The organism is Nocardia sp. CA-120079 (assembly GCF_050955745.1).
Taxonomy (GTDB): domain Bacteria; phylum Actinomycetota; class Actinomycetes; order Mycobacteriales; family Mycobacteriaceae; genus Nocardia.
This window is the reverse complement of record NZ_CP192088.1, coordinates 1,601,756-1,627,340: the sequence shown is the minus strand read 5'-3', so window position 1 is coordinate 1,627,340 and position 25,585 is coordinate 1,601,756. Positions and strand designations below refer to the sequence as shown.

Below are 25,585 nucleotides of genomic sequence, written 5' to 3'. Positions count from 1 at the left end.
GATGTCCGAAATCACAAAGACGGTACCCGCCGCCGAAAACGGCAAAGACAGCAACCCTCAGGCAACGATCAGGAATTACAGGCCCGCGAACAAGTCGTGCTCACGCCCGTCGGCCCCGACCGGACCACGTGCCCCTCGGACCAAGATGAAGTGCTCCTCCGGAAGTACCGGCTGCGCAACATTATTGGACAGCGCGAACTCGCGCCCCGACGGCGCGACCGTCACCTGCGTGGCATGCGCCCGCAATGCCGCCCGCTTGGCGGCCAGCGAATCGGATACATCGATGGTGGTCGTCACCGTATGACTCGGCACGCTCGCGAGTTCTCCCGCGGCGGGCAACCGCCAACCGCGCGGCAATGCGCCGGGCAGCCCCGCCACGGTCCGCCGCGCCAGCGCCTCGGTGTGCAGGCGCAACATATCGGCGTCGGTGACCGTCCAATAGAACTTCGGGGTGTCCCAGCCCTGCTCGGCCGCCGCGGTCACCGCCGCCGAAGTGACCCAGTGCGCCCGAATATGGTCCGGATGCCCGTAACCGCCGCGCGGGTCATAGCCGATCACCACCTCGGGCCGCAGTTCCAGCACGATCGCGGTCAGTGCCTCGACCGCAGCGGCACCGGAATGCACGAAGGCCCGCGGATTCTCCGCCGCCGCCGTGCCCGCCATACCGGAGTCGCGCCAGCAGCCCGCACCGCCGAGGAACCGCGGCGGCGCGGCCTTCAGCGCGGTCAGCGCCTTGGTGAGCTCCGCGATCCGGTAGCCGCCCAACTGATCGGCGTGCGCGACGGCCAGCTGTGCCCATTCGTCGCCGATCACCTCACCCTCTTCACCGAGGGTGCAGGTCACCACCGTCACCGGTACGCCGCGGCCGCGGTAGTGCGCGATGGTGCCCCCGGTGGTGATGGACTCGTCGTCCGGATGGGCGTGCACCAGCAGCAGTCCACCGGTCATGGGATCCTGCGCCACATCGCCGCATCACCGAAGATGCCGACCTGAATGGCACCGTTCAACGACGCACCATCCACGCGTGGGCCGGATGCGGCGACCACATTGTCCTGCACGATCGGCAGCACCGTCGCCAATGCCCACAGCCGCGGCTCGGCATCGGCCAGCGCCCGGCCGACCTCGACACCGCGCAACGATTCGTCGATGGAGGGCTGAAGTCCGGGATCGCAGATGCCGGACAGATTGCTCGGCGCCTTCTTGGCCGCCTCGATGGCGGTCTGCGAATCCCCGTTGGCGGCACCGGTATCCACCGGCGGGCAGCCGTAACGCGATGCGAGCACGGTGGCCGGATCCGAACCGGCGACCTCCCAGCCGACGATGGCGTCCACGCCGCTCTCGGTGAGTTCCTTGCCGTAGAGGGTATCGGCCGCGAGACTGCGCACGCTGGCATCGATTCCGGCGCTGCGCAATTGGTCCGCCGCGGTATTGGCGACGGCGAGCGCGGTGGCGTCACCGGTTACCGCGCCGATCCGAATCGCAAGTGCCTTACCGTTTTTCGCGACCGAACGGGGCTGCGGTGCGGGCGAGGTCGGCGACTGCACCGGCGGCGTCTCCGGCGCCCGACCGTAACCGGCCTCGGCCAGCAGTGCGAACGCCTCCTCGGCGGGCGGTCGCGGCGGCGCGGTCGGTGCATATCCGGGATCCGACGGTGTCAGGATCTGCGCGCGCACCGGCTCGACCCAGCCGCCGGTCTGCCCGGCGACGGTGGCCAGCAGCGTCGGATCGATCAGCGCGGTCACCCCGCGCCGAACCCGTGGATCGCTGAGATCGCCACTGCGCCCATTGATCACGAACTGCAGCTCACGCGACTGCGGCATGATCACGGTGCGCACCGACGGGATCGCCGCCAGCTGCGCCTGGGTGGCGACACCGCCGTGCACCAGCGCCATCTGCGCGTCACCGGTGCGCAGCGAATCGGCCAGCTGCGCGGGAGTTCCGCCGCGGCGCAACAGAATCTGATCCGGAGCCGCGGGCGTACCCCAGTACCGATCGTTGCGTTCGAGCAGGATCTCGTCGCGTCCGCGGTCGGTCGATTTGATCCGGAAGTTGCCGCCCGACACCTGAACTCCCTCGACCAGACCGGTGGCGAAACCGCCGGGTTGGTCTTTGATCAGATGCGAGGGCAGCAGATTCGCGAACAGCTCACGCCAGGCCGGATACGGCTCGGTCATCGTGACGGTGACCGTCTTGCCGCCGCCGGAGGAGCTGATATCGGCAATGTGCCGATAACCCGCCGGATCGACGACACCCGGCTGGGTGATCATCTGCTGCCACAGGAACCGGAAGTCCTCCGCCGCGATCGGCGCGCCATCGGACCAGTTCGCCTGGTTGCGCAGCGTATAGGTGATGGTGAACGGCTCCTGCGCGGTCACCTCGGCCGAGACCACCAGCGCGGTATCCGGCACCCATTCGGTGGCCCCGGGCACGCCGGGATGCGGTACCGGCCGGAACGGGCTCGGCAACACCATCGAACTCACCGCGGCGGTAGCCGGTGACTGATCGGAACGCAGGTGCGGATTGAACCCGATGCCGATGTCGTCGATGGCCACCACGACGGTGTTCTTGCCGGGCTTGGCCGGTGTCGTCTTCGGGCTGTCGGTGCTCTCTATCGGTGGTGGCGGATTCGCGGTGCAGCCGGCGAGCACCATGGCGGAGGCCGCCATCATGATCAGCAACGCGCGTCGTATAGCCCCCGAGCTCACGTGCCGCACTCTACTTGCCTACAGCGCAGCCCGGTCCCGAGCCTTCCGACGCGACAGTTCGCGCCCGCGTTCGGTGGCACCGAGGATGACCTTGCGCACCCGCACGATCTCCGGCGTGACCTCGACACATTCGTCGGCGGCACAGAACTCCATCGCCGCCTCCAGGTCGAGCTGCAGCGGCTTGGCGAGCGTCTCCATCACATCGGCGGTCGAGCTGCGCATATTGGTCAGCTTCTTCTCGCGGGTGACATTGATATCGAGATCCTCCGCGCGCGGGTTGATGCCGACGACATGTCCCTCGTAGGTGTCCGCACCCGGCTCCACGAAGAACTGACCCCGATCGGCCAGCTGGATCATGGCGAACGGGGTCACCGAGCCCGCGCGGTCGGAGACCAGCGAACCGGTGTGGCGGGCGCGGATCTCACCGGCCCACGGTGCGTAGCCGTGCGAGACCGCGTTGGCGATACCGGTGCCACGGGTTTCGGTGAGGAAGTCGGTGCGGAAGCCGATCAGGCCGCGCGAGGGAACGATGAACTCCATCCGCACCCAACCGGCGGCGTGGTTGTTCATCTGGACCATCTTGCCCTTGCGGGCGGCCAGCAGCTGGGTGATCGCGCCGAGGTACTCGTCTGGGCAGTCGATAGTCAGCTCTTCGTAGGGCTCGTGCACCTTGCCGTCGACCTGCTTGGTGACCACCTGCGGCTTGCCGACGGTCAACTCGAAACCCTCGCGGCGCATCTGCTCGACCAGGATCGCCAGCGCCAGCTCACCGCGGCCCTGCACCTCCCAGGCATCCGGGCGGCCGATATCGAGCACGCGCAGCGAGACATTGCCGACCAGTTCGGAGTCCAGGCGCGACTTCACCATGCGGGCGGTCAGCTTGTGGCCCTGCACCCGGCCGACCAGCGGCGAGGTATTGGTCCCGATGGTGACCGAGATGGCGGGCTCGTCGACCGTGATGCGCGGCAGCGCAACGGGATTGTCGATATCGGCGAGGGTGTCACCGATCATGATCTCCGGTATGCCCGCGATGGCGACGATGTCACCGGCCACCGCGACCTCACCGGGCTGCCGCTCGACACCGATGGTCTGCAGCAACTCGGTGATCTTGACCTGCTTGATGCCGTCGGCGTGCATCCATGCGACATTCTGACCCTTGCGCAGCTCACCGCTGTAGATGCGGACCAGCGCGAGGCGACCGAGGAAGGCCGAGGCGTCGAGGTTGGTGACGTGCGCCTGCAGCGGCGCGGTCGAATCGCCCTTGGGCGCCGGGATGTTCTCCAGCAGCACGTCGAACAGCGCGTCCAGGTTCTCCGCGGCCGGCGCGCTGCCGTTCTCGGGACGTTCCTTGGAGGCCTTGCCCTCACGCCCGGAGGCGTAGAGGACCGGCAGGTCCAACGCGAGTTCGGCGGCCTCGGCGGCCTCGTCGTCCAGATCGGAGGCCAGGTCGAGCAGCAGATCGTGGCTCTCCTCGACAACCTCCTCGATGCGGGCGTCGGGGCGGTCGGTCTTGTTCACCACCAGGATGACCGGCAACTTCGCGGCCAGCGCCTTGCGCAGCACGAAGCGGGTCTGCGGCAGCGGACCCTCGGACGCGTCGACCAGTAGTACGACACCGTCGACCATGGACAGACCGCGCTCGACCTCACCACCGAAGTCGGCGTGGCCGGGGGTGTCGATGACGTTGATCACGGTGACCGAACCGTCCTGGTGGTGCCGGTGCACCGCGGTGTTCTTGGCGAGAATGGTGATGCCCTTCTCGCGCTCCAGGTCACCGGAGTCCATCACACGATCGACGAGCTCGGCGCGTTCGGCGAAGGCGCCGGACTGGCGCAGCATGGCGTCGACCAGCGTCGTCTTACCGTGGTCGACGTGGGCCACGATGGCGACGTTGCGAAAATCGCGTGCAGACGACACGCCTCAATCCTCCTGCTGTTGGTATAGATGCCGGCTGCATCCGATTTCGGCGCGATCGAGACCCTGCGTGGTTACGCAGGCTTCCTCCTCCGGGCCCTGACGATCCCGCCAGGCACCCTGCAAACAGGTGGAGAATCGAAACTCACCGGGCATTGCGGCCAGTTACACAGTACCGGCATCCGAGCGGCTCGCAGACCGCGCACTCCGCTAAGGGTATGCTAACCAATCATGGGCAAGGTCAAGGCGAAGAAGGTTTCCAGCCTCAAACCGAAGAAGAAGTGCTGTCGCAAGAAGACGCGCTGCTTGAAGTGCCCGGTTGTCATCATGCGGATGAAACGCCTGGAAGCCGCCGGTTGCTGCGGTAAGGAACTGAAGAAGGGCCTCGAGAAGGCCCGCGCCGCCTGAGCGACGAATTCGGATTCCCTGATGCCTTCGCGGCCGTCGGGGTACAACTCGGATATGAGCGAACGCAGTGAGCGAACAAACAACACAGCCGCCCGAGCGGTCATGCCGGAACCGAGCGCCAGCGAGGTGCGGGCATGAGCGAACGCAGTGAGCGAACAAACAACACAGCCGCCCGAGCGGTCATGCCGGAACCGAGCGCCAGCGAGGTGCGGGCATGAGCGCTCCGAAACTATCTGAGGCAGAACTCACCGAAGCTTTGACCGAACTGTCGGACTGGACTCGGTCCGGCGACACCATCACCCGCACGATCGAGGCCGCGAGCTTTCCCGCGGGCATCGAACTCGTGGGTCAGGTCGCCGAAGTCGCCGAGAAAGCGAACCATCATCCGGATATCGATATCCGCTGGCGCCGGGTGACCTTCGCCCTCTCGACCCACGACTCGGGCGGACTCACCGCGCTGGACGTGTCGCTGGCTCGCGAGATAGATCGGCTTGCGGCGCAATCCGATTGACCATGCGCCCGAACCAGATCACCCAGCCGTAGAGCACCAGCACGCCGAGCACGTCAACGGCGCCGAGCCAGGACAGCACCCCCGGCCGCGAGATGGTCCAGATCGACGGCTGGGCGAAGGAAAGCACCCACGGCACGCCCACGAGGGTGGTAATCAACCAATATCCGGCGAGTATCCGAGCGCCGGGCGCCTGTCGCAGCGGCCCGTACACCAACCACATCACCGTGGGCAGCAGCCACACGAAGTGATGCGACCACGAGATGGGCGAAACCATCAGCCCGAACAGTTGCACGACGATCAGGGTGCCCAACCGATCGTCGGGACCCAGTGCGCGCCAAGCGAAGAGGGCCAGAACGGCTACGACGACAACAGCCGCCAGCCACCACGGCCCGGATTGGACGTCATGGCCGAGCAGACGGCTCAGCGCACCGCGTAGGGACTGATTCCAGACCGAGCCCACCGGACCGATCCGATCCGCGTCACCGAGCAGCGTGCCGAAGTAGCGCTCGGCCTCTTTGTGGTTGATCAGGAAGCTGACCCCGACCGTCGCACCGAAAACCACCGCCGACCACACCGCGGTCCCCCACCGCCGCCGCGCCACGAAGTACAGCCCCGAAATCGCCGGTGTCAGTTTGATTCCCGCGATCACACCGATCAGGCCGCCGGACAACCACCATCGCGAACTGCGCACCGCGAGCATGGCCCCGAGTACCAGGAACACATTGACCTGGCCGTAGTCGATGGTGGTCCGCACCGGCTCCATCCAGATGCCGATCGCGGTCCACCAGACCGCGGCGGTGCGCCACCGCGACTCGCGCATCCGCTCCGCGCCGAGGATCAATTCGAAGGCGATCCACACCACCGCATACAGCGCGGCGACAATGGCGAGCAGCCAGAGCACCGCGATCACGGTGAACGGAAAATAGTGCAGCGGGAAGAAGACCAGCGCCGCGAACGGCGGATAGGTGAACGGCAGCGGGAAGTCCGGGGTCTTCTCGGCGTAGGTGAAGTCGTAGAGACCGTCGGTGAGCAGGGCCGCCGAACCGTCGACATAGACGTGCAGATCGACGAGATTCATCCCGTTCTTCGTCAGCAGCATCCACAGCAGCCTGGCCAACACGGACAGACCGAGCACCGGCACAGCCAATCGGAGACTTCGGTTCAATTCGCAGGCTTTCGAGTCGGTTCCGGGGAGGCTGCGACTAGCCTAACCGGCGGCGTGAGAGTTCCCATCAATCCCCTGGACCGACCCCGGCGTGCGGATCGAGCCCGGAGACGGTAACTTGCGTACCGCAATCGCCGATTATCACTGATAACATTTGCATCACCTTTCACTCTGGTAACAGGGGAAAAGCGCTAGCGTCTGATAACACTGATCGTCCACAACAGAAGTAGGGGCACGGCGGCTGTACAACACGGCGGTCATGTCCCTAGAGTGACCCCGAAACGATGGCTTTTTGCATCGCTCCTGTGATGTACCCGAGGTTAAGGACGGCTAGACCAGTGCTTCGCACCCGAGGATCGCGGATCGCCTTGTCCGCGCTCGCCATCGCAGCGAGCGCGTCGCTCGTTGCGCCGTCGACGGCAGTCGCGGCACCGGCCCCCGCGCCCGTTGCACCGAGGAACACCATTCCGATGGTTCCCGAGGGCGTCCCGATCGATCAGCTCGCCTCGCTGGCCCCGGCCATCGTCGGCGCCATCGCCGGCCCTGCCGATGCCAAGCCCATCGCGGATGCCCCGAAGAACGCCATCCTCGACCAGGTCCGGGCGCTGCTCAATGCGCTGAACCTGCCGCCGCAGATCAAGTCCACGCTGGAGCGGATCATCACCTTCCTGGACGGCAGCGGCGGCGGTGGCCCGGAAGTTCCGCAGGGTGGCCCGGCCATCGCCCAGTTCCTCTACCCGAGCATCGGCAAGGGCTGCATCGGCGACGGCGCCGATTCGGTCGGCACCGCACTCGCCGTCCCCGGGCCGGCCGAGCTGCCGCCGCCGGGACCGCAGGCCGGGCAGACCGGATTCGTGTTCACCGCACTCGGCACCAAGGGGCCGACGCCGGATCAGAATCCGCCGATGACGGTCCAGTGGCTGAATCTCGACACCCGTCAGTCCGGCGTCCAGCCGCTGACCGATGAGGCGCATATCAACCCCGACGGTCCGGCCACACTTTCCGCGATCGTCAATACCGGCTCGGGCCGGGTCGTCGCGGTCGTCGGCGGTTCGCTGACCACCCAGGCCGGTGACGCTGCCCCGCGGACCTGCTCGTTCCTGCCGATGCTCGGCTTCTTCACCGTCACATAGGCTGTGCTTTCGAAGCCCGGTGCCCCTGAGGGGCACCGGGCTTCGCTCTTTCGACACACATGGTGCGAATCGCCGCGATAGTGCGCCGTCATGAAGGGACTGTGGTAGACCGAAGTCATGGCGACTGTCGATAATTCGCTTCGGTCCGGTCCCTCGATCCATCCGGGTCATTCGATCCGGAGCAGGCGCTCGCGTCGATCGATTCTGTCCTTCCGCTCGGAAGGCTCGATCCTGTCGATCGGCTCGGCCTACTCGATCCTATCGATCGGCAGCGTGGGCTCGGTGCTGTCCATCGGGGCCGTCGGATCCTTCGGCTCGGTGATCTCGTCCTTCTCCATCGGCAGCCTCGGCTCTGCCTTCTCCGGCATCTCCCGCTGGTCCCTCTTCTCCTGGCGCGGCGACCACGAGGCCCCCGACAACCGCCCCACCCTCCGCGTCGTCCCCGACGACGAACCCGAACTCCGCCTCGCCCCCACCTGCCACTGCCAAACATGAACGGATCAAGATCAGGTGGAATCCATGGCGGCATCGGTCGACCCCCCGCCACCAGTGCCACCTGATCTTGATCCGCTGGTCACCACTGGCCGTATTCGGAGGTGAGGATGTTGTTGACGTCTACGCCGATGCCGTCGATGGCGCGTTTGTCGATTTCGATCTGGTGTAGGTGGGCTGCGGGGTGTACGAAGCCCTTGGGGGTGCCCCAGTTGTGTTGCCAGTACCAGGAACCCAGGCCTGCGGCGCGTGCCAGTTCGATGGTCGGCGCGTTGGCGTAGATGCCGACGTTCTGCTTACCGAGTACTGACTCCCAGCCGAGGATGTACGGCGCGATCATGGCCGCGAAATCGGCCGGGGTCGGGTTGTCGTCGATGGAGGCGTAGATCGGCCGGTTCTCCGGACCGCCCGCGGCCAGATGCAGTTCCAGGCCGCGGTCGGCATGCTTTTTGCCCGCCTCCATGCCACCGCGCCAGTCGGCGGTCGAGCCCTTGCCGAACTGGTAGTTCGACACGACCGTCAGCCCGGCGGCGTGCAGTTGATCGACCTCCTTGGCGCGCAATGGTTTCCCCTCCATCCATTCGGCACCCGGACGGCGATCGGAGACGTAACGGATGACGCCGAGGTGACCGTCATCCAGGATCGCGCCGGCGGAGGGAATACCGCCCGCGTAGTCGACGAGGGTGCCGAGCACACCGGCCGCCGAAGCGCGGGGCGCGGCGACACCGACGGCGGCGGCCGCGGCGGTGTAGGCGAACAACTGGCGGCGAGACACAGAGATGGAACGCATCGCAGGACTCCTTCGCGCAAACCCGACATGGACAGGTAGCGTGCCCGGCGCACCTTCCCCAAGGTTCACTCGAGCGCCGGGAGCCTCGAACGTGCACTCATTTCACCATATTCACATTGGAACCGCCAGACCCACTGGAAACAGGAATTCACACTTGCCACACTGGTCAACGGCTGGTTCTAGGCGATGCTGTCGAGTCGTTCCGCGACATCGATGGTGCGGCCCGAAGTGTCGCTGAGTTCGTCACGCACCACCCCGGCAACCTGCGTGACGACCTGTTTCTTGATACCGGCCAACACACCGAGCGTCGCCGCCCGCATACCGCGCGCCTTGAACTCCAGCCGCAGGTCATCGGCCGCGGGCGGCGGCACATCGACGACGATCAGCAGCGGATCGGCCGCCCGCGCGGTCAGCACCAGCGGAATCTCGACATCGGCGCGATACTGGTTGGCCTTGAGCACATCGACGGTGATATCCAGGCTCACCGGCAGTGTCATATCGAAGGAGACCGGCTCGTCCGAGCGATCCGTCAACTGCGGCGTTCGGACATTGCCCTGCACCGTGACGGTGGCGGAGTCACGCGGTCCGGCGCGCAGCGGCCCGACCTCGATGGGACGGCCCGCCATCCGCTCGACGAATTCGAAGACCCGATCGCGGGTCACGATGCGGGAGAAGAACTGATGCCCGAATTCGTCGTAGCCGATCCAGTCGAATTCGGCCTGGTCGACGTGCCCGGAACGGACGCCGTTGATGATGGCCTCGACGTCGAAGACCCGCCCGCGCCGCGCCTGCGGTTCGGCGAGCATCGCATTCACCCGATTGGCGACCTCGCGCTGCACCACCCCCGCGATCGGATCGAGCAACCATTCCCAGGCCGAATCGATGGCCTGGGCGCGCAGCACGAAGCTGACATCACGCGAGGTGATCGGCGGGATATCGATGACGATGAGCAGCGGATCCGCGGTGCGCGCATGCAGCGTGAGATCGATTTCGGCGACCGCCTCCAGCCGCAATTTCCGACCGCCGAGCAGCACCTTCACCGACATCGTCAGCGGTACGGTCACCTCGAAGGTGACGTGCGGGCCGTTGCGCAGAATGACCGGCTTGCCTACCTTGCCCTCGGCCATGAATCCGGCCAAACCCACCGGTCCGAGGGAGAACGGGCCGATTGCGATGCCGTGATCGGTCATCGCGGAGACGGCGGCCTCGATCCGTTCGGCCGTCACCGCGTGGGTGACGAAACGTTCCCCGAACTCGGCGTAGTCGATCCACACGGGATCGTCGGTCTCTTCCTCGATTGGCAGCATCAGAGTTTCCGAAACCCTCACCTCTCAACGGACAACCGACACGGTACGCGACGCGGATTTCGGCGAGGTCGGGCCGAGATCCCCCACCCAGAGGTCCCTGTCCTGCTGATGAGGGGGTAGCAGGACAGGGACCGAAAGACGGCGCTGCCGGGCGCCGCCTAGTCAATGGTAAGTGCTAGCGGAGGACCCGCCGACAATGCATAGCCACTGGAAAGACCGGCTGAGTTACAACACTATTCACAAACGACCGAATCCCACCACCCCCGGCACCTCCACCAATGCGAAACGATGGATCGCGACCTCGCCGAATTCGTTGCCGCCGATGGTCGTCACGGTCCCGTTCGCGGCCGTGAGCACGAAATTCGTGTGCTGGTTGAAGGGGCTCCCCTCGGCATAGAGCAGCACGTCACCGGTGCGCGGCCGATATCCCGAACCGGTCGGGGCGAAGCGGTCCGCGCCCTGGTAGTACTCCTGCAGCGTGTACACACCCGGAATCCGCCACGATCCGGAATTCGGATTGGCCAGCGGTGCCCCCGCCTCCCGCAGCACCCAGCTGACGAAGTCGGCACACCACGGTTCGTCGGAACCTTCGCTGTACTTCGGACCGTCGCCCTGCGCCTTGAATTCGCGTTCGAGAACCGCGACGATCCGTCGCTGCGTGGGGTCCAGCCCGGAACTGTCGATCGTTGGAAATGTGGTCAAGCGGTCTCCGGCGATTGCCGGTTGTGCGCGATCGTGCCACCAGCGCACCCCGACCACCCCCGCCGCGACCAGTGCAACTGCCACCAAGCCCAGCACCGGCCACCGATACCGTCGCCGATCGGCCACCTCGCGCTCCGACATGTTCTCCCTCCCAGCGTTCGACTCCTGATCATTAGGACGAACGGGCCCGGCCCGCGGTTCCCGCGGATGTGGTTTCAATCGGATGGGCGCGGGGCAGTCTCTCGAAGGCATGGCGGCCGTTGGTAATTGCCGCCCGCGCGAATTTCGTCCCGGTCGAGCGGCAGGCGCGATAGTCTCCGAGGACACCGGGCGACGGGGAGGTAAGGCCCTGGACACACTGTGGACATTCGTGGCGCATCGGCGCGCACAGCTGGTCACCGATTCGTATTTGCATGTCTCGGCGGTGGTGCAGTCGATACTGCTCGCGACGATCGTGGCCGTGCTGATCGGCATCCTGGTCTACCGCAGCCCGTTCGGATCCTCGGTGGCGACGGCGCTGGCAAGCGCCATCCTCACCGTTCCGTCGTTCGCGCTGCTCGGGCTGCTGATTCCGTTCCTCGGACTCGGTGTCGGACCGACCATTACGGCGCTCGTGCTCTACGCCCTGCTGCCGATTCTGCGCAACACCATCATCGGGTTGGCCTCGGTGGATCCGGCGATCGTGGACGCCGCGCGCGGGGTCGGCATGAATCGGCTCCGGGTACTCGCGCGCATCGAATTGCCGCTGGCCTGGCCGTCGATCCTGACCGGGATGCGGGTCAGCACCCAGATGATCATGGGCATTCTGGCCATTGCCGCCTATGCCAAGGGACCCGGACTCGGCAATCTGATCTTCTCCGGCCTGGCGCGGCTCGGTAGTCCGAATGCGGTGCCGCAGGCGCTGGTCGGGACGATCCTGATCGTCGTACTCGCGCTGATCCTCGATGGGATCTTCGTCATCGTCGGGCGACTCACCACCTCGAGGGGACTACGTGACTGATACCGAAATCCGCGGCGACAGTAGGGCATCGGCGGTATCCGGCGTCGAGATCGTGCTCGACGAGGTCACCAAACACTATCCGGGCCAACGCGATCCGGCCGTCGACCGGGTTTCGCTGACCATCCCGGCCGGCGAAATCGTCGTCCTGGTCGGGCCGTCCGGCTGCGGTAAGACCACCACCATGCGGATGATCAACCGCCTCATCGAGCCGACCTCGGGCACCATCACGATCGGCGGCCGCGATGTCACCGGCGTGAATCCGGACCAATTGCGCAGGGGCATCGGCTATTCCATCCAGCAGGCCGGGTTGTTCCCGCATTTGACGGTCGCGAAAAACGTTGCGACAGTGCCGGGTCTGATCGGCTGGGACCGCAAGAAGGTCGCCGCACGGACCGACGAAATGCTCGAGCTGGTCGGCCTCGATCCCGATACCTACCGCCATCGCTATCCCAGGCAGCTCTCGGGCGGCCAGCAGCAGCGCGTCGGAGTGGCTCGCGCATTGGCCGCCGATCCGCCGGTGCTGCTGATGGACGAGCCGTTCGGCGCGGTCGATCCGATCACCCGCGGCTTGCTGCAGGACGAGCTGCTGCGGCTGCAATCCGAATTGGGTAAGACCATCGTGTTCGTCACCCACGATTTCAACGAGGCGGTGAAGCTGGGCGATCGAATCGCGGTGCTGGGCAATCGATCCCGAATTCTGCAGTACGACGCCCCGGCGGCGATCCTGGCCGATCCCGCGGATGAGACCGTGGCCGGTTTCGTCGGCGCTGATGCCTCGCTCAAGCAGCTCACCCTCACTCGGGTCCGCGATGTCGAACTCGGCAGCTGCCCGACGGCCCCGGAGTCCGATTCGGTCGAGAGCCTGCGCGCCGCGCTGGCCGGACTGGATTGGCCGTGGGCGCTGATTCTCGACGCACAGCAGCGGCCATTGCGTTGGGTGTCGAGTGAGCAACTGGCACAGGCGAATTCGTTGCGTGATATAGGCTCCTCGGTCGGTGAGCAGCTGTCACTGCAATCGACACTGCAGGATGCGTTGGAGGCCTTGCTCGCCGAGCAGACCGCCACCGCGGTCGTCACCGGTCGGCGCGGTGAATACGCCGGATTGATCACGATCGATACGCTCGTCGGCCATCTGTCGGCCATGCGCGCCACGCATGCGGGCGCGCAGACGGATGCGACGACATGACCACGGCGACCACCGCACCGGCCACGGCATCGCCGACGACACTGCGTCGGGCCGAACGCATTCGGCTGCTGGTCCAACCGGCGCTCGTGCTGGTGCTCGCCGCGGGTGTGCTGGTGTGGGCATTCCGGCGCGATCTCACGGTTACCCAGCAGGCCAGTATCAGCGTTTCCAATATCGCGACCGTCACCTGGCAGCATGTGCTGATCACCGCGACGGTCGTGGTGATCGTCGTCGCCGTGGCGGTACCGCTGGGCACACTGCTCACGCGCCCCGGATATCGCCGTCTGGCGCCGCTTTTCGTCGGTATCGCCAATATCGGCGCCGCGGCACCCGCGATCGGCCTGATCGTGCTGTTCTACCTCGCCACCCGCACGACCGGGTTCTGGATCGGCGTAGCGCCGATCGCCTTCTATTCGCTGCTTCCGGTGCTGCGCAATACGATCCTGGGCTACCAGCAGGTGGATCCCGCGGTCATCGATGCCGGACGCGGCCAGGGCATGTCGGCGCTGACGGTATTGCGCCGCATCGAATTTCCGCTCGCCATCCCGTATATCCTTGCCGGGCTGCGCACCTCACTGGTGCTGGCCGTCGGCACGGCGACACTGTCATTCCTGGTGAGCGCGGGTGGTCTCGGCATTCTGATCGATACCGGGTACAAGCTGCGCGATAACGTCACGCTGGTGGTCGGAGCCGTCCTCGCGGTCGCGCTGGCGCTGCTCGTCGACTGGCTCGGTGCGTTGGCCGAACAGTACCTGGGGCCGAGGGGGTTGAAGTGAGGGCGTGGGTGCTGGGCCTTGCGGCCGTATTCGTATTGAGCGCCTGCGGATTACAGTCCGGGAGCGCGGTGCCGCTGCGGGTGGGTCCCGGCAGTATTCGTCCCGTGCCCGAGCTCGACGGTGTCTCGATTACGGTGGGTTCCAAGGACTTCACCGAGCAGAACATCCTGGGATATCTCATCGAATTCGCCCTGTCCGCAGCGGGTGCGCAGGTCCGGGATCTGACGAACATCCAGGGCTCCAACAGTGTTCGCGATGCCCAGCTGCACGGTCAGATCGATATCTCCTACGAATACACCGGCACCGGGTGGATCAACTATCTCGGCAACGAGACACCGGTTCCGGATGAGGTCGGACAGTTCGAGGCGGTTCGCGCCGCGGATCTGGCCGCGCACGGCATCGTGTGGACGGATATGGCCCCCATGAACAACACCTACGCGCTGGTGATGAGCGCCGGCACCGCGAAGGAGACGGGTGTCGTCACACTGTCGGACTATGCCCGGCTGATCGCCACCGATCCGGCCGCCGCCGCGACGTGCGTCGGCACCGAATTCAATGTGCGCCAAGACGGTTATCCCGGAATGGCGCGTAAGTACGGGATCGATGTCGGGAAGGTGCACAAGCAGATCGTGCAGGATGCGGTGGTCTATCAGGCCACCGCCGATGCCAAGCAGTGCAGGTTCGGCTCGGTCGCCGCCACCGACGGCCGGATACCGGCGCTCGGGCTGGTCCTGCTGAAGGATGATCTGGGCTTCTTCCCGAAATACAATGCGGCGCTGGTGATGCGGAAGTCCTTCGCCGACGCGCATCCACAGGTCGCCGACATCATGGCGCCGATATCGAAGAAGCTGACCAATGAGGCGATCACCGAATTGAATCGCCAGGTCGACGTGGATGGGCGCGAACCCGCTGAGGTAGCGCGGGATTGGATGGTGGCGGAGGGGTTCGTCACTGCTCGCTGACCGGTCCGAGCGTGCACTTTGCACGCTCGGACCCGGTCGAATCAGGCTTGCGGATCGCGACCCAGGTAGCGCAGCAACTCGGCGACCGCCGTGTCGTCCGCCGCACCGCCGACGATCGCGGCGTAGGCACCCCACTGACGCAGCGGCTCAACGATTTCCGCCTCTGGACTGCCGCCGGGCGCCGGGTTAATGGTCCGTGCGGCAGTGAGCAGGTGACCGGCGAGTTCATCGTTCAACGGGGACGGCTGTCCGGTCGCGATCGCGATATCCCAGGCGTGCACGGCCGCGTCCAAGGCGCACATGACCGCGGCGACCGGGGTCGGCAGCGCGCCGTGCGGCAGCGGAGTGGGTACCGTCTCGGTCTCGTCGGTCACGGTGGCCCAGGCGGTCGCGGTCTGCTCGACCGCATCGCGGACCAATTCGGTGGCCGTGCCGTCGATGGCACCGGAGGGGGCGAAGGGGTTGTAGGTGGGGCCGATTCCGATACCGAGCGACTTGGCGAAGGCGAGCTGATCGCCCGCAGCATGCTGAATCACCTGCGTGACATCCCATTCCGAGCACGGGGTCGCCAGCTGCCACTGGTCGTCGCCGACACCGGCCACCACATCGGTCAGTGCGCGGTAGGAGGTGGCGAGGACATCGCGCCAGACGGGGCGCAGGGTCGCGGTGGCGTCGGCGGCAGTGGTGGCGGTGATGTTCATGGCTGGCCTTTCTTTTTCCTTCTTGCTGATGTCACCAAGCCTATGCGGCCATTAGGCTAGTTTCGTTCCTAATACATCGGCTTCATCCAAAAAGATTTCCGGAGGCGACGGTGGCGGCCACCACAACGCGCGTTCTACGCTTGCTCTCGCTGCTGCAAGACCGCGCGCATACCGGCCGGGAACTGGCCGAGCGGCTCGACATCACGGACCGGACGCTGCGCAACGACATCCAGCGACTGCGCGAACTCGGCTATCCGGTGCACGCCGAGCGGGGCGCGATCGGCGGTTACCGCCTCGGCCGCGGCAGCACCATGCCGCCGCTGCTGCTCGACGATGATGAAGCCGTCGCGGTGGCCGTGGCCATCGGCCTGGCCGAGGACGGCTCCACCGGCATCGCCGATATCACCGACAACGCCGCACGTGCACTGGCGAAGCTCGAACAGATCCTGCCGAAACGCTTGCAGCGCAAGGTGACCGCGCTGCGCAACGCGACCGCCATCGGACCGGCGACCACCGGTTCACGCGAACCGGATGCCCCGGTCCCGGCCGCGATACTGACGACGCTCGCGAGCGCCATTCGCGATGGCGCCACCGTGCACATCGGCCTGGATCCCGACGCGAACAACGAAATCGAGCCCTACCGGCTGATCAACTGGCAGCGCCGCTGGTATCTGGTCGCCTACGACCTCGAAACCCATTCCTGGCGTGCGATTCCCGTCGCCCAGGTACAGCGCGCCGTCGCGGGGTCGCGCCGCTTCGCCGCACGGTCACTGCCCGAGGACGATCTGGTGGCCTTCGTCATGCGCCATATCGCCAGCACGGGCTGGAAGGTGCATGCCCGGGTGACGGTACTGGCCCCCGCCGAGACGGTGATCGCCCGCATCAACCCGGCCGTCGGCGTGGTCGAGGCCGTAGACGCCGATACCTGCATCCTGCTGACCGGCGCGGATGCCCTGGAGACCATTGCCATTTACCTGAGCATGCTGATGATGGACTTCCGGGTCGACGGCCCACCGGAACTGGTTGCGCATCTGCGCACCCTCGCGCGGCGTTATACCGAGTCGGTGGAATTGGCACCTTAGCGTTATCGAAAGCGTTATCGAAGGTCGCGGCAAGGCTTTTGAGGCGAGGTTAGGCTGCTGGACCTGACTATGTGAACGGGGGGATCAACTCTTGATCCCGAGGGAATCAGGAGGCATACCACCATGGCGGATACCCGCCCTTCGATCGCCCGATATCTGCGCGAGCGCCGTGCGGCGGCCGGACTCGCCCAGGCCGCGATGGCCGTGGCCACCGGATTCCCGCAGACGGTGATCGAGGATTTCGAACAGGGCGTGGTCGCGCCGACCCCGGCGACGCTGGGCCGGTTGTTCGATGCGCTGGGCGTACCGGTGTTCTTCCGCGACCACATCGTTAGTCTCACGCAGGCGAGTCAGTTTCCGGAGACCTTCGGCCCGGCGCCGAGCGTGCCGCTGCCCACCGATCTGCGCACCTTGCGCAGCCTTGCCCAGCCCGCCTGGTTCCAGATCGTGCCCACCTTCGATCTGGTCGCCGCGAACTCCGCTTACCTGCGGCTATTTCCCGGGCTCGAGCCCGGCGACAATATCCTCGAGTGGACGATGCTGAATCCGGCGGCCAGACAGGCCGTGCACGAGTGGCGCAAGGAAGCGCATCTGATGGTCTATGCGCTGCGGATGATGGCGCCGGGCCTGGTGCCGCAGGAGCGGCTGGACAAGATCATCTCGGCCTGCCGGTCGGCGCCGGAGTGGGAGCAACTGTGGCTCACCGATGTCGCACCGGCCGATATCGCCAGGCAGTGGATCCAGGTGCGCGATCCGGCACGCCGCGAACTGCGCCGAATGACATTGAACGTCTTCATGTCCGAATTCCCGCGACGGCCGTGGTGGATGTACACCCTGGTGCCGATCGACTGAACCGCCGGCCATCGAACGACAACGGGGCCGATCCTCGCCGCCTGAGGATCGGCCCCGTGGCCGTTCGGGCTCATGACCCGATGATCAGGCGTGCCCGGTCTTATCGGCGGCATCGGCTGCCTTGCGCATCGGAATGACGAGCGTGAGCACGATGGCGACAAGGGCTGCGGCCGTGGCGATCAGGAAGGTGGTGTGGAAGCCGTCGCGCGAGGGCAGTACATGCGCGCCGAGCTGCATCGTCATGTGGGCGAGCACCACGCTCATCACCGCCGCCGAGGTCGAGGTGCCGATCGAGCGCATCAGCGAATTGAGGCCGTTGGCCGCGGCAGTCTCCGTGAGCGGCACCGCGCCCATGATCAGCGCGGGCATCGCGGCATAGGCCAGACCGACACCGCCCGCAACGATCATCGCCGCGATCATCAGCTCCCAGACGCTGTTCATCAGCACCACGGCACACAGGTAACCGACCGCGATCACCGCCGAACCGAGCGCCAGCGTGACCTTCGGGCCGCGCGCCGCCGACAGCCGCGCCGACACCGGCGACAGCAGGATCATCACGAATCCAGTTGGGGCCAGCGCCAATCCGGCATTGACCATGGACAGGCCGAAGCCGTATCCGGTCTGCTCCGGCGCCATCATCAGCTGCGGGAAGGTCAGCGACATGCCGTAGAGGGCGAACCCGACGGCGATGGAAGCGAGGTTGGTGAACAGTACCCGCGGTCGTGCCGAGACCCGCAGGTCGACCAGTGGCGAGCGCTGCTTCAGTTCGAAGTAGCCCCAGATGAGAAAGGTCACGAGGGAGACCGCGAACAGGCCGAGCGTGCTCGCACTGCCCCAACCCCAGTCCGCACCCTTGGTGATCGGAATCAGCAAGGCCAGCAACGCAATCGACAGTCCGACCGCACCACCGAAATCGAAACGCGCGGGTGTCCGCACCGGCGACTCGGGTACGAAGACGAAAACCAGTGCGGCACAGACGACACCGAGCCCGGCCGCGGTCCAGAACAGCATGTGCCAGTCCGCATTCTGCGCGATCGCCGCCGCCAGCGGCAGGCCGAGCGCACCGCCGACACCGAGTGTGGCACTCATGATCGCCATCGCGGAACCCACCTTCTCGGCGGGCAATTCGTCACGCATGATGCTGATGCCGAGCGGGATCGCGCCGACCGCCGCACCCTGCAGCGAGCGCCCGATGATTTCGGGAACCAGCGAGGAGAACAGCGCGCACACCACCGAACCGGCGACCAGCGACACCAGATTGGCGAACAGCACCCGACGCTTGCCGAACATATCGCCGAGTCGGCCACTGATCGGGGTCGCGACGGCACCGGCCAGCAGGGTCGCCGTGATCACCCAGGACGCATTGGACGCCGAGGTGTCCAGCAGCGTCGGCAGCGTGGGAATGATCGGAATGACCAGCGTCTGCATCAGCGATACGACGACACCGACCATGCCGAGGGTCGCGATGAGTAGGCCGGATGCGGGACGGCGCCGGGCGTCGTTCTCGGTGACGGTCGATGACGCGTCGGCTGCAACAGTCATGAATATGTACGGTACATATCCTATGTATCGTGCACAATTTGCAATCGGCGTGATTCAGCCGACATAGTGTGGGCCATGCCCGAATCAGGTCCCGAGAATGACGATGAACTCACCCGCCTCGTCTTCGAGTTGACCCTGCTCTCCCGGCACTTCCCGGCCTCGCTGTTGCGCAGGCCCGGTTTCCAGCTCGACCGGTCGGCGTATCTGATCCTGACCAGACTGGAGATGGACTTCCCACTCAGTCTGCGCGAGCTGTCGGAGGCCTTCCAGCTCGATATCTCCACCATCAACCGGCAGGTCGCCGCGATGTTGAAGCAGGGCTTGGTCGAGCGCGTCCCCGATCCGGACGGCGGCATCGCCCGCAAGATCCGGGCCAGCGCCAAGGGCCTGGAATTGGTGACCGCCGATCGCGAGCAGAGTCAGGAGGGCATCGGCGCGGTCGTCGCCGACTGGACGGCCGCCGATATCGCGCAGTTGAGCGGGCTCATCTCCCGGTTCAATATGTCGATAGAGCATCTCGAAGAGAATCCGTGGCCGCGGCCACCCGGCCGATAGGCCACCGAGTGGCGCGCTACCCGGTGCGTCGGGCAATATCGCTGCCGTGAGGTTCGGGTTCGGGGTGGTCGCGGCGTCACTGTTCGTGGCGTCGCCGCTCGCCGTCGGCTGCGGCCTCGATACCGAGGCCGACGAATGGAACGGCTGGACGGTGACGGTGTACTACACCGCGGTCGAGTCCTATCACTCCGGGCCGCTGGAAACCGTACGCGGCTGCAGCGATCTCGAATGCACCGACGCCAATGTCGAAATAGGCTCGCTACCAGAGGATTTCATCGACGTGGTGCGCGATGAGGGCACCGGCCGGATCACCAGTGGCGGGCACGCGGGGCAATATCTGAACTGGTCCTACGATGTCGGCTTCTGGCTCGACACCGAACCGCGGGACACCCGAGGCGAGGCGCTGCATCCGTTCGAGAGTGCGGCCGCCGATGGCATCGAGCCGGGAACTCGATTGCGGCTCACCGGTTGTGGAAACGCAGGGCCCGAGAATGTATGTGGCAAATTCAGCGCCGCAACCTGGACGATCGGCGACGAATTCACACCGGGACTCGGCGGCCCACGGCATCTGGACCTCTACATCGGCGAGGAAACTTCCGAAAGTTTCACCGAGGGGCCGGATTTCGTGACATTCACCGGTGCGACGCTCGAACCCGTGGAGCCCTGACCCCCTTCGAAATATATGCCGGGCGTAATGCCGTAGCAGCGTCGGAACCAGCGGGTCAGATGGGCCTGATCGGCGAATCCGGCATCGATCGCCGCCTGGCTGATCGGTCGGCCCGCGGCGATCAGTCTGCGCGCCGTGCGCAGCCGCAACAGTCGCTGGTAATCGCTTGGTGCCAGACCGTAATTGGTGCGGAAGGCACGATACAGTGCGAATCGACTGCATTCCGCGGCTTCGGCCAGATCGTCCATGGAGATGGGGTCGAGATAGCGATCGCGCAGTACCGCACGGACCCGTCGTGCGATATCGGCTGCCGAACCAGCCTGTACCACAGCACTTCTCGTCGGCTTTCTGGTGCCACGCTGCACCAGTGCCGCGACCGACGCCGCCAGGGCCTCGTCGGCGGCGAGTTCGGTGGCGGGGCCGATCAGACTCGCACAAAGCCTGTGTAGAGCCGATGAGAGCACCGGATCTCGGAGCACCGGGTCGGCGAACAACGGCAGACCGGTCGGGCGGCCCGCGCGGTCGGAGAGCAGATCGGTGATCAACTCGGATCCGATATGCGCGATCCAATAGGTGAATCCGAGTTCGGTCGTGCTGTGGCCGTCGTGCGGCTCGTCCGGATTGAAGGCCATCACCATGCCCGCCGCGCTGGTGCGCGTGGCGCCACGGCAGTCGAAGGTCTGCGCACCGAATTCGGTCAGTCCGAACGAGTACGTCTCGTGACTGTGCAGGTCGTAGACGTGCCGTTCGAAATGCGCGTGCATGACCTCGACCGGGCGGTCCGCTGTTCTTTCTCGGGCTTGCCCTGGCCCCGCGGCGGACGGCAGCGTGATCGTCCCGATGGCCGCACCGATTTTCACGGTAGTCGTGACGGCGTTGCTCAGCCGCAAACGGTTGTCACGCATCCGAACGGTGGGGCTGTCCGTGGCCATCGCCGGTGCGGGCGTGTTCTTTCTCGGCATCCCCGCGACCGGATCCCATCGGCTGCTCGGCGATCTCGTCTTCCTTGCGGCGGCGGCCTGCTGGGCGAGTTACACGATGCTCGGAGCGCCGCTGTTGTCTCGGCTGGCCGCCCCGACCGTCACGGTGTATGCCACCGCCGCGGGCACGCTCGCGCTCGGGCTCATCGCCGCTGCTGAACTTTCCGACGTTCGGTGGTCCGAGCTGGACCTCGGATTCTGGCTCAATCAGGCCTATCTCGGCGCGCTGCCCACCGCCCTCGCATATGTCCTCTACTACCGCGCGGTGAGTCAGGTCGGACCGGCGATCGCGGCGGCGGCGATGTTCCTCGTGCCCGCCTTCGGTCTCAGCTGCGCGTGGATGTTGCTCGGGGAGTCCATCTCGCTGACGCAGTCCCTCGGGGCCGCACTGATGTTTGTCGGCGCCTGGCTGAATAGTCGCGGCGACGCGACGCGCGAAACGACGCCCGCGCCCGAGCCCGTTGACGTGCGTTCCTGAGGTTTGGATGGCCGTCGGCGAGGCATTACGTGGATGACACGACCGTCTCGAGCTAGGAGGATCGCGTGTCTTCTGCAGTGATCGCAATAGTGGTCGTCGTGGTGGTGGTTTTGGTCGTGGCCGGGTTGCTGGTCGCGGCTTGGCCGATGTTGCGGAGAAAGCGGCTACGCGAGAAGTTCGGGCCCGAATACGACCGGACCAGGGAAGAGCTGGACAGCCGCAAAGCCACCGACCGTGAGCTGACCGAGCGGGAGCGGCGCCATGCCGAGCTCGATATCCGGGAGCTGTCGGACCAGGAGAAGCAGCGGTATCGGACCGAGTGGGCGCGGATGCAGGAGCGCTTCGTCGATGCTCCGGCCGATGCGGTGACAGCAGCCGATGTGCTGGTGGCCGACATCATGGCCGAGCGCGGCTACCCCACCGAAGGATATGACCAGCAGCTCGCCGATCTGTCCGTCGAGCATGCGGCGACCGTCGGCCACTATCGCGCCGCACACGAGATCGCGATCCGACGCTCCGATACCCGAATCTCCACCGAGGACATGCGATTCGCGGTGGTGCAGTACCGCGAGTTGTTCGAGGACCTGGTCGGCGGCGCGCCGAACGAGAAGAGAGATGCAAAGCGATGAGCACGGAACAGGATCGGGAGCGGACTCTGGAAAACGAAGTGCCGGAAGGGGTTTCGCCGACCGGAACACGCACCGGGACCGAGGGCGATTCGGCTGCTTCGTATGGGTCGGTGCCGATTTCGGAGGCTGAGGCGAGCGGGGGCGGGGCTACACCGGCTGCGGGCTCGGCGGGTAGGGAGAGCACGGCGGCGGCAGACGAGCGCACGGCCGGAGGCGGGAAAACGGCGGAAGGCGGGAGCAGGTCCGCGGCCGAGCGGATGGCGGCAGGTATGAGCACGAGTGCGGCCGAACGCACAGCCACAGACCAGCGCACCGGCAACGCCGAACGCACGACGACAGACGAGCACACGACCGCAGACGAGAGCGCAGCCGCAGACCAGCGCGCCACCGCAGGCGAGGGCGCGACCGGAGGGCAGCAGGAAGTCGGCGATCAGCCACTCTTCGGTGCCGCCGATGTCGAGCGCCTGCGCACGGCATGGCGGCAGTTGCAGGGCAGTTTCGTGGACAGCCCGCACGATGCGGTGACACAGGCCGACGATCTGGTCATGGCGACAGTTCAGCAGCTGTCCGCCACGTTGGCCGAGCGCAAGCAGTCGCTGGAACGGCTGTGGTCGCGCGAGGAGGACGGCGATACCGAGGATCTGCGGCTGGCGCTGCGCAGCTACCGCGCCTTCTTCGACCAGTTGGTCGGCACCGGGAAGTAGCGCGAATCAGGCCGATGCGGCAAAGGAGTTCAGCTGCCTGCGCGACAACATCCGCGCCGGACGTGGGCCGCCTCATCGCCGCTGGCTGATGTATGTGAAACACGTATGTCGCATGGGCGCGCCGATACCATAGGCTTGCGCCGTGATTTCCGAGCGTGCAGTGGTCGACGGGCGTTTCGAGTTGCTCGAGCCGCTCGGTAGCGGCGGCATGGGGACGGTGTGGCGCGCGTATGACCTCGCGCTGCATCGCGAGGTCGCGCTCAAGGAGGTCCGGGCCGAGACCGATGGCGCGGGCTCGCCCGGCGTGCACCGCGAGCGGGTGCTGCGGGAGGCCAGGGCGCTGGCCCGGATCGGTCATCCGAATGTCGTCGCCATCCACCACATCGTGGATTCACCCGAAGTGGCGCATCCATGGATTGTCATGGAACTGGTTCGCGGACAAAGTCTCGCCGATCACCTGGCGAGCGGACCGATGCCGCCTTTACAAGTGGCGCACCTCGGCCGTGGCATCCTGGCCGCTCTCCGTGCCGCGCATCAGGTGGGCGTACTGCACCGCGATATCAAACCCGCGAATGTGCTGCTGCGCGAAGACGGTTCACCGGTCCTGACCGATTTCGGTATCGCCGCGATCAACGGCATGAACGGTTTGACCTCCACCGGCAGCGTGGTCGGCTCACTGGATTATGTTGCACCGGAGCGACTCAGTGGTCAGGAAGGGCATACCGCCTCTGATCTGTGGTCACTCGGTTTGCTGCTGTATTTCGCGGTGGAGGGATTTCACCCGATGCGGCGTGAGTCGACCGTCGCCACGCTCGCTGCCGTGATCAGAGGCGAAGTGCCACCGCCGCAGCGGGCCGGAGTGTTGACGGCGGTTTTGACGGCGCTGTTGGTGCCTGATCCGGATCGCCGGCCGACGGCTGAGCAGGTCGATCTGATGCTTGCGCAGGCCGTTGCGGCGGGTGGGTTCGGCAGTGCGGCAGGGGTTTTCGATGGGTCGGGTGCGGGCAGTGGTCCGGAGGCTCTTGGTGGGCAGGGTCGGTTTGATGCGGCCGATGGGTCGGGCGGATTCAATGGCCCAGGCGCGGCACAAGGACCCGGTTTCAGCACTCCCCGCGGATTCGGCCCCCCAGGTGCAGCAGATGCACGCAGCGGATTCGAAACGCCAAGCGCGGGCAACATGTCCGGCGGATTCAATACACCAGGCGCGGGCAATGCACAGGTCGCCTTCAATACGCCTGGCTCAGTCGGCGAGTTCCACGGATCCAGCGGCACGGCACCCAGCACGACACCCTCGCCGCACCCATACGGCTCCACGATTCCCCCTGTACACAAACCACGCTCACGTGGGATCGTCATCGGTCTCGCGGCGGCCGCAGTCATCGCCGCCATCGCCGCCACGTTGGCGATTGTCGCCTTGCGCCCCGGTTCGACCGGCAACCAGGCCACTCCTGGCAATCCACCCGCGACCAACGAATTCCCCACGACAAGTCGTTCCGCGAGCCCGTCCGGAGCTCCCGGGAGCGGCAAACCCGTCGACCTCCTGACCCCGACCAGCATCCGCCAGGCCATCGCCGCGCTCGAAAAGGTCTCCGGCAGCGATGAATTCAATGAAGCAACGTTCTATCCGACCTATGCAAACGTCGGCGCCCCGGTCAAGAACAACCCCAACCTCTACGACCTCTTCGTCTACCGCGACGGAACAGCCACCCGAAAGGGCGCAGGCGGCCCACTCTCGGACAAAGCCACCGTCAAGCTGAGCTCGATCAACTGGGACATCCTCCCCGACCTGTTCCGCACCGCCGACGAAAGCCTCGGCATCCCCACCCCCACCCTCCGCTACGTAATCGTCGACCCGGCCTGGACCTTCAACAACGACAAGCCGACAGTCATGGTCTACCTGACCGACGATTACGGCGGCGCCTACCTGGCCGCCGACACCGACGGCACCGTGGTAACCAAATACCCCAGAGGCCGCTAGCCTCAACAACTTTCACAACGAACTCAAATATTCGTACCGGGAATGACACACCGCCCATCGGGCCCGATATTCCCGATGATCATCCCATCCGACAACGTACAAAAGCTGCCGATCTGCACGCACTCCTGATGCGTATTCATAACCATCTGGTCCCCACAGGGCGTCCCAGGATCATCCGGACCAGCCTGCGCACTCACCGGAAAAAGCGCCGCGCCAACCCCTGCAGCACCAGTAGCAACCATTAGCGAAATACGGAGCATGATCAATCCTCCAATCCGATGACGGATCGCGAGCACTCGTCTATCAAAACCGCCCGATCGTCGGCATTCTCACCGAACAAAACCATCCCCGACCAGCACGATCCTA

At 65.8% G+C, this 25,585-nt stretch carries 26 protein-coding genes; 16 read left to right on the top strand and 10 right to left on the bottom strand.

Features of this window, described 5'->3' with window-relative positions; genetic code table 11:
- Positions 1–75: 75 nt before the first annotated feature.
- From mshB to typA, 3 genes are read right to left on the bottom strand one after another with little or no spacing between them, the layout of a single operon-like run.
- A complete protein-coding gene (mshB, locus tag ACQPYR_RS07495; RefSeq protein ID WP_433629217.1) occupies positions 76–948 on the bottom strand; it encodes an N-acetyl-1-D-myo-inositol-2-amino-2-deoxy-alpha-D-glucopyranoside deacetylase in 873 nt (290 codons plus the stop codon).
- Positions 945–2,669 carry an ABC transporter family substrate-binding protein gene (locus ACQPYR_RS07490; RefSeq protein WP_433635045.1) on the bottom strand — a complete coding sequence of 575 codons (1,725 nt, stop codon included), beginning with the start codon at positions 2,667–2,669 and terminating at the stop codon, positions 945–947. The genes mshB and ACQPYR_RS07490 overlap by 4 nt, the downstream gene beginning before the upstream one ends.
- A gap of 54 nt (positions 2,670–2,723) precedes the next feature.
- Positions 2,724–4,622 (bottom strand): translational GTPase TypA, encoded by a 1,899-nt coding sequence (typA, locus tag ACQPYR_RS07485; protein ID WP_063046604.1) that lies wholly within the window; start codon positions 4,620–4,622, stop codon positions 2,724–2,726.
- A 228-nt stretch (positions 4,623–4,850) separates the two neighbouring features.
- On the opposite strand from typA, the gene ACQPYR_RS07480 reads away from it, so the two are divergent.
- Both ACQPYR_RS07480 and ACQPYR_RS07475 read left to right on the top strand, forming a co-directional pair.
- Positions 4,851–5,027: a hypothetical protein gene (locus ACQPYR_RS07480; protein ID WP_433629214.1), complete on the top strand. Its 177-nt coding sequence runs from the start codon at positions 4,851–4,853 to the stop codon at positions 5,025–5,027.
- A gap of 214 nt (positions 5,028–5,241) precedes the next feature.
- Positions 5,242–5,538 carry a 4a-hydroxytetrahydrobiopterin dehydratase gene (locus ACQPYR_RS07475; RefSeq protein WP_433629211.1) on the top strand — a complete coding sequence of 99 codons (297 nt, stop codon included), beginning with the start codon at positions 5,242–5,244 and terminating at the stop codon, positions 5,536–5,538.
- Here the strand turns inward: ACQPYR_RS07475 and ACQPYR_RS07470 are convergent.
- Positions 5,477–6,703: a mannosyltransferase gene (locus ACQPYR_RS07470; protein WP_433629209.1), complete on the bottom strand. Its 1,227-nt coding sequence runs from the start codon at positions 6,701–6,703 to the stop codon at positions 5,477–5,479. The two genes, ACQPYR_RS07475 and ACQPYR_RS07470, sit on opposite strands and share 62 nt — an antisense overlap.
- A gap of 338 nt (positions 6,704–7,041) precedes the next feature.
- Between ACQPYR_RS07470 and ACQPYR_RS07465 the strand changes: the two genes are divergently transcribed.
- Positions 7,042–7,836 (top strand): Rv1157c family protein, encoded by a 795-nt coding sequence (locus ACQPYR_RS07465; protein ID WP_433629206.1) that lies wholly within the window; start codon positions 7,042–7,044, stop codon positions 7,834–7,836.
- A gap of 117 nt (positions 7,837–7,953) precedes the next feature.
- Positions 7,954–8,331, top strand: a complete 378-nt coding sequence (locus ACQPYR_RS07460) for a hypothetical protein (RefSeq protein WP_433629204.1) — start codon at positions 7,954–7,956, stop codon at positions 8,329–8,331.
- A gap of 79 nt (positions 8,332–8,410) precedes the next feature.
- Here ACQPYR_RS07460 and ACQPYR_RS07455 read toward each other — a convergent pair whose 3' ends face one another.
- The 3 genes from ACQPYR_RS07455 to ACQPYR_RS07445 form a co-directional block, all read right to left on the bottom strand.
- Positions 8,411–9,118 (bottom strand): DUF1906 domain-containing protein, encoded by a 708-nt coding sequence (locus ACQPYR_RS07455; RefSeq protein ID WP_433629202.1) that lies wholly within the window; start codon positions 9,116–9,118, stop codon positions 8,411–8,413.
- A 179-nt stretch (positions 9,119–9,297) separates the two neighbouring features.
- Positions 9,298–10,425: a hypothetical protein gene (locus ACQPYR_RS07450; RefSeq protein WP_433629200.1), complete on the bottom strand. Its 1,128-nt coding sequence runs from the start codon at positions 10,423–10,425 to the stop codon at positions 9,298–9,300.
- A 237-nt stretch (positions 10,426–10,662) separates the two neighbouring features.
- Entirely contained in the window at positions 10,663–11,268 is a 606-nt protein-coding gene (locus ACQPYR_RS07445; protein WP_433629198.1) for a CHAP domain-containing protein, read from the bottom strand.
- Positions 11,269–11,476: 208 nt separating this feature from the next.
- Here ACQPYR_RS07445 and ACQPYR_RS07440 point away from each other — a divergent pair, with 208 nt between their 5' ends.
- Genes ACQPYR_RS07440 through ACQPYR_RS07425 form a run of 4 tightly spaced genes read left to right on the top strand, consistent with a single transcriptional unit; the run spans position 11,477 to position 15,051 of the window.
- Complete coding sequence (locus tag ACQPYR_RS07440) at positions 11,477–12,127, top strand: ABC transporter permease (protein WP_433635044.1); 651 nt, start codon at positions 11,477–11,479, stop codon at positions 12,125–12,127.
- On the top strand, positions 12,120–13,313 hold the full coding sequence (locus ACQPYR_RS07435; protein ID WP_433629196.1) for an ABC transporter ATP-binding protein: 1,194 nt from the start codon (positions 12,120–12,122) through the stop codon (positions 13,311–13,313). The genes ACQPYR_RS07440 and ACQPYR_RS07435 overlap by 8 nt, the downstream gene beginning before the upstream one ends.
- Positions 13,310–14,089, top strand: coding sequence for an ABC transporter permease (locus ACQPYR_RS07430; RefSeq protein WP_387296045.1), 780 nt, complete (start codon positions 13,310–13,312; stop codon positions 14,087–14,089). The genes ACQPYR_RS07435 and ACQPYR_RS07430 overlap by 4 nt, the downstream gene beginning before the upstream one ends.
- On the top strand, positions 14,086–15,051 hold the full coding sequence (locus tag ACQPYR_RS07425; protein WP_433629193.1) for a glycine betaine ABC transporter substrate-binding protein: 966 nt from the start codon (positions 14,086–14,088) through the stop codon (positions 15,049–15,051). The genes ACQPYR_RS07430 and ACQPYR_RS07425 overlap by 4 nt, the downstream gene beginning before the upstream one ends.
- A 41-nt stretch (positions 15,052–15,092) precedes the next feature.
- On the opposite strand, the gene ACQPYR_RS07420 is transcribed toward ACQPYR_RS07425, so the two are convergent.
- A complete protein-coding gene (locus ACQPYR_RS07420) occupies positions 15,093–15,752 on the bottom strand; it encodes a TIGR03086 family metal-binding protein (protein ID WP_433629190.1) in 660 nt (219 codons plus the stop codon).
- Positions 15,753–15,862: 110 nt separating this feature from the next.
- On the opposite strand from ACQPYR_RS07420, the gene ACQPYR_RS07415 reads away from it, so the two are divergent.
- Entirely contained in the window at positions 15,863–16,834 is a 972-nt protein-coding gene (locus ACQPYR_RS07415; protein WP_433629187.1) for a helix-turn-helix transcriptional regulator, read from the top strand.
- Positions 16,835–16,957: 123 nt separating this feature from the next.
- Positions 16,958–17,686, top strand: coding sequence for a helix-turn-helix domain-containing protein (locus tag ACQPYR_RS07410; RefSeq protein ID WP_433629184.1), 729 nt, complete (start codon positions 16,958–16,960; stop codon positions 17,684–17,686).
- Positions 17,687–17,770: 84 nt separating this feature from the next.
- Here ACQPYR_RS07410 and ACQPYR_RS07405 read toward each other — a convergent pair whose 3' ends face one another.
- Complete coding sequence (locus ACQPYR_RS07405; RefSeq protein WP_433629181.1) at positions 17,771–19,228, bottom strand: MFS transporter; 1,458 nt, start codon at positions 19,226–19,228, stop codon at positions 17,771–17,773.
- Between the two features lie 75 nt (positions 19,229–19,303).
- Here ACQPYR_RS07405 and ACQPYR_RS07400 point away from each other — a divergent pair, with 75 nt between their 5' ends.
- On the top strand, positions 19,304–19,783 hold the full coding sequence (locus ACQPYR_RS07400) for a MarR family winged helix-turn-helix transcriptional regulator (protein ID WP_433629180.1): 480 nt from the start codon (positions 19,304–19,306) through the stop codon (positions 19,781–19,783).
- Between the two features lie 46 nt (positions 19,784–19,829).
- The gene (locus tag ACQPYR_RS07395; protein ID WP_433629178.1) at positions 19,830–20,450 is read left to right on the top strand and encodes a hypothetical protein; all 621 of its coding nucleotides are present in this window, start codon (positions 19,830–19,832) and stop codon (positions 20,448–20,450) included.
- On the opposite strand, the gene ACQPYR_RS07390 is transcribed toward ACQPYR_RS07395, so the two are convergent.
- A complete protein-coding gene (locus tag ACQPYR_RS07390; protein ID WP_433629176.1) occupies positions 20,360–21,214 on the bottom strand; it encodes an AraC family transcriptional regulator in 855 nt (284 codons plus the stop codon). The genes ACQPYR_RS07395 and ACQPYR_RS07390 overlap by 91 nt on opposite strands.
- Positions 21,215–21,290: 76 nt before the next feature.
- Here ACQPYR_RS07390 and ACQPYR_RS07385 point away from each other — a divergent pair, with 76 nt between their 5' ends.
- The 4 genes from ACQPYR_RS07385 to ACQPYR_RS07370 all read left to right on the top strand — a co-directional run bounded on the left by ACQPYR_RS07385 (position 21,291) and on the right by ACQPYR_RS07370 (position 25,219).
- The gene (locus tag ACQPYR_RS07385) at positions 21,291–21,908 is read left to right on the top strand and encodes a DMT family transporter (protein ID WP_433629173.1); all 618 of its coding nucleotides are present in this window, start codon (positions 21,291–21,293) and stop codon (positions 21,906–21,908) included.
- A gap of 65 nt (positions 21,909–21,973) precedes the next feature.
- Positions 21,974–22,537: a hypothetical protein gene (locus ACQPYR_RS07380; RefSeq protein WP_433629171.1), complete on the top strand. Its 564-nt coding sequence runs from the start codon at positions 21,974–21,976 to the stop codon at positions 22,535–22,537.
- A gap of 269 nt (positions 22,538–22,806) precedes the next feature.
- Entirely contained in the window at positions 22,807–23,241 is a 435-nt protein-coding gene (locus tag ACQPYR_RS07375) for a hypothetical protein (protein ID WP_433629169.1), read from the top strand.
- Positions 23,242–23,383: 142 nt separating this feature from the next.
- Complete coding sequence (locus ACQPYR_RS07370; RefSeq protein ID WP_433629167.1) at positions 23,384–25,219, top strand: serine/threonine-protein kinase; 1,836 nt, start codon at positions 23,384–23,386, stop codon at positions 25,217–25,219.
- The last annotated feature ends 366 nt before the right edge of the window (positions 25,220–25,585 follow it).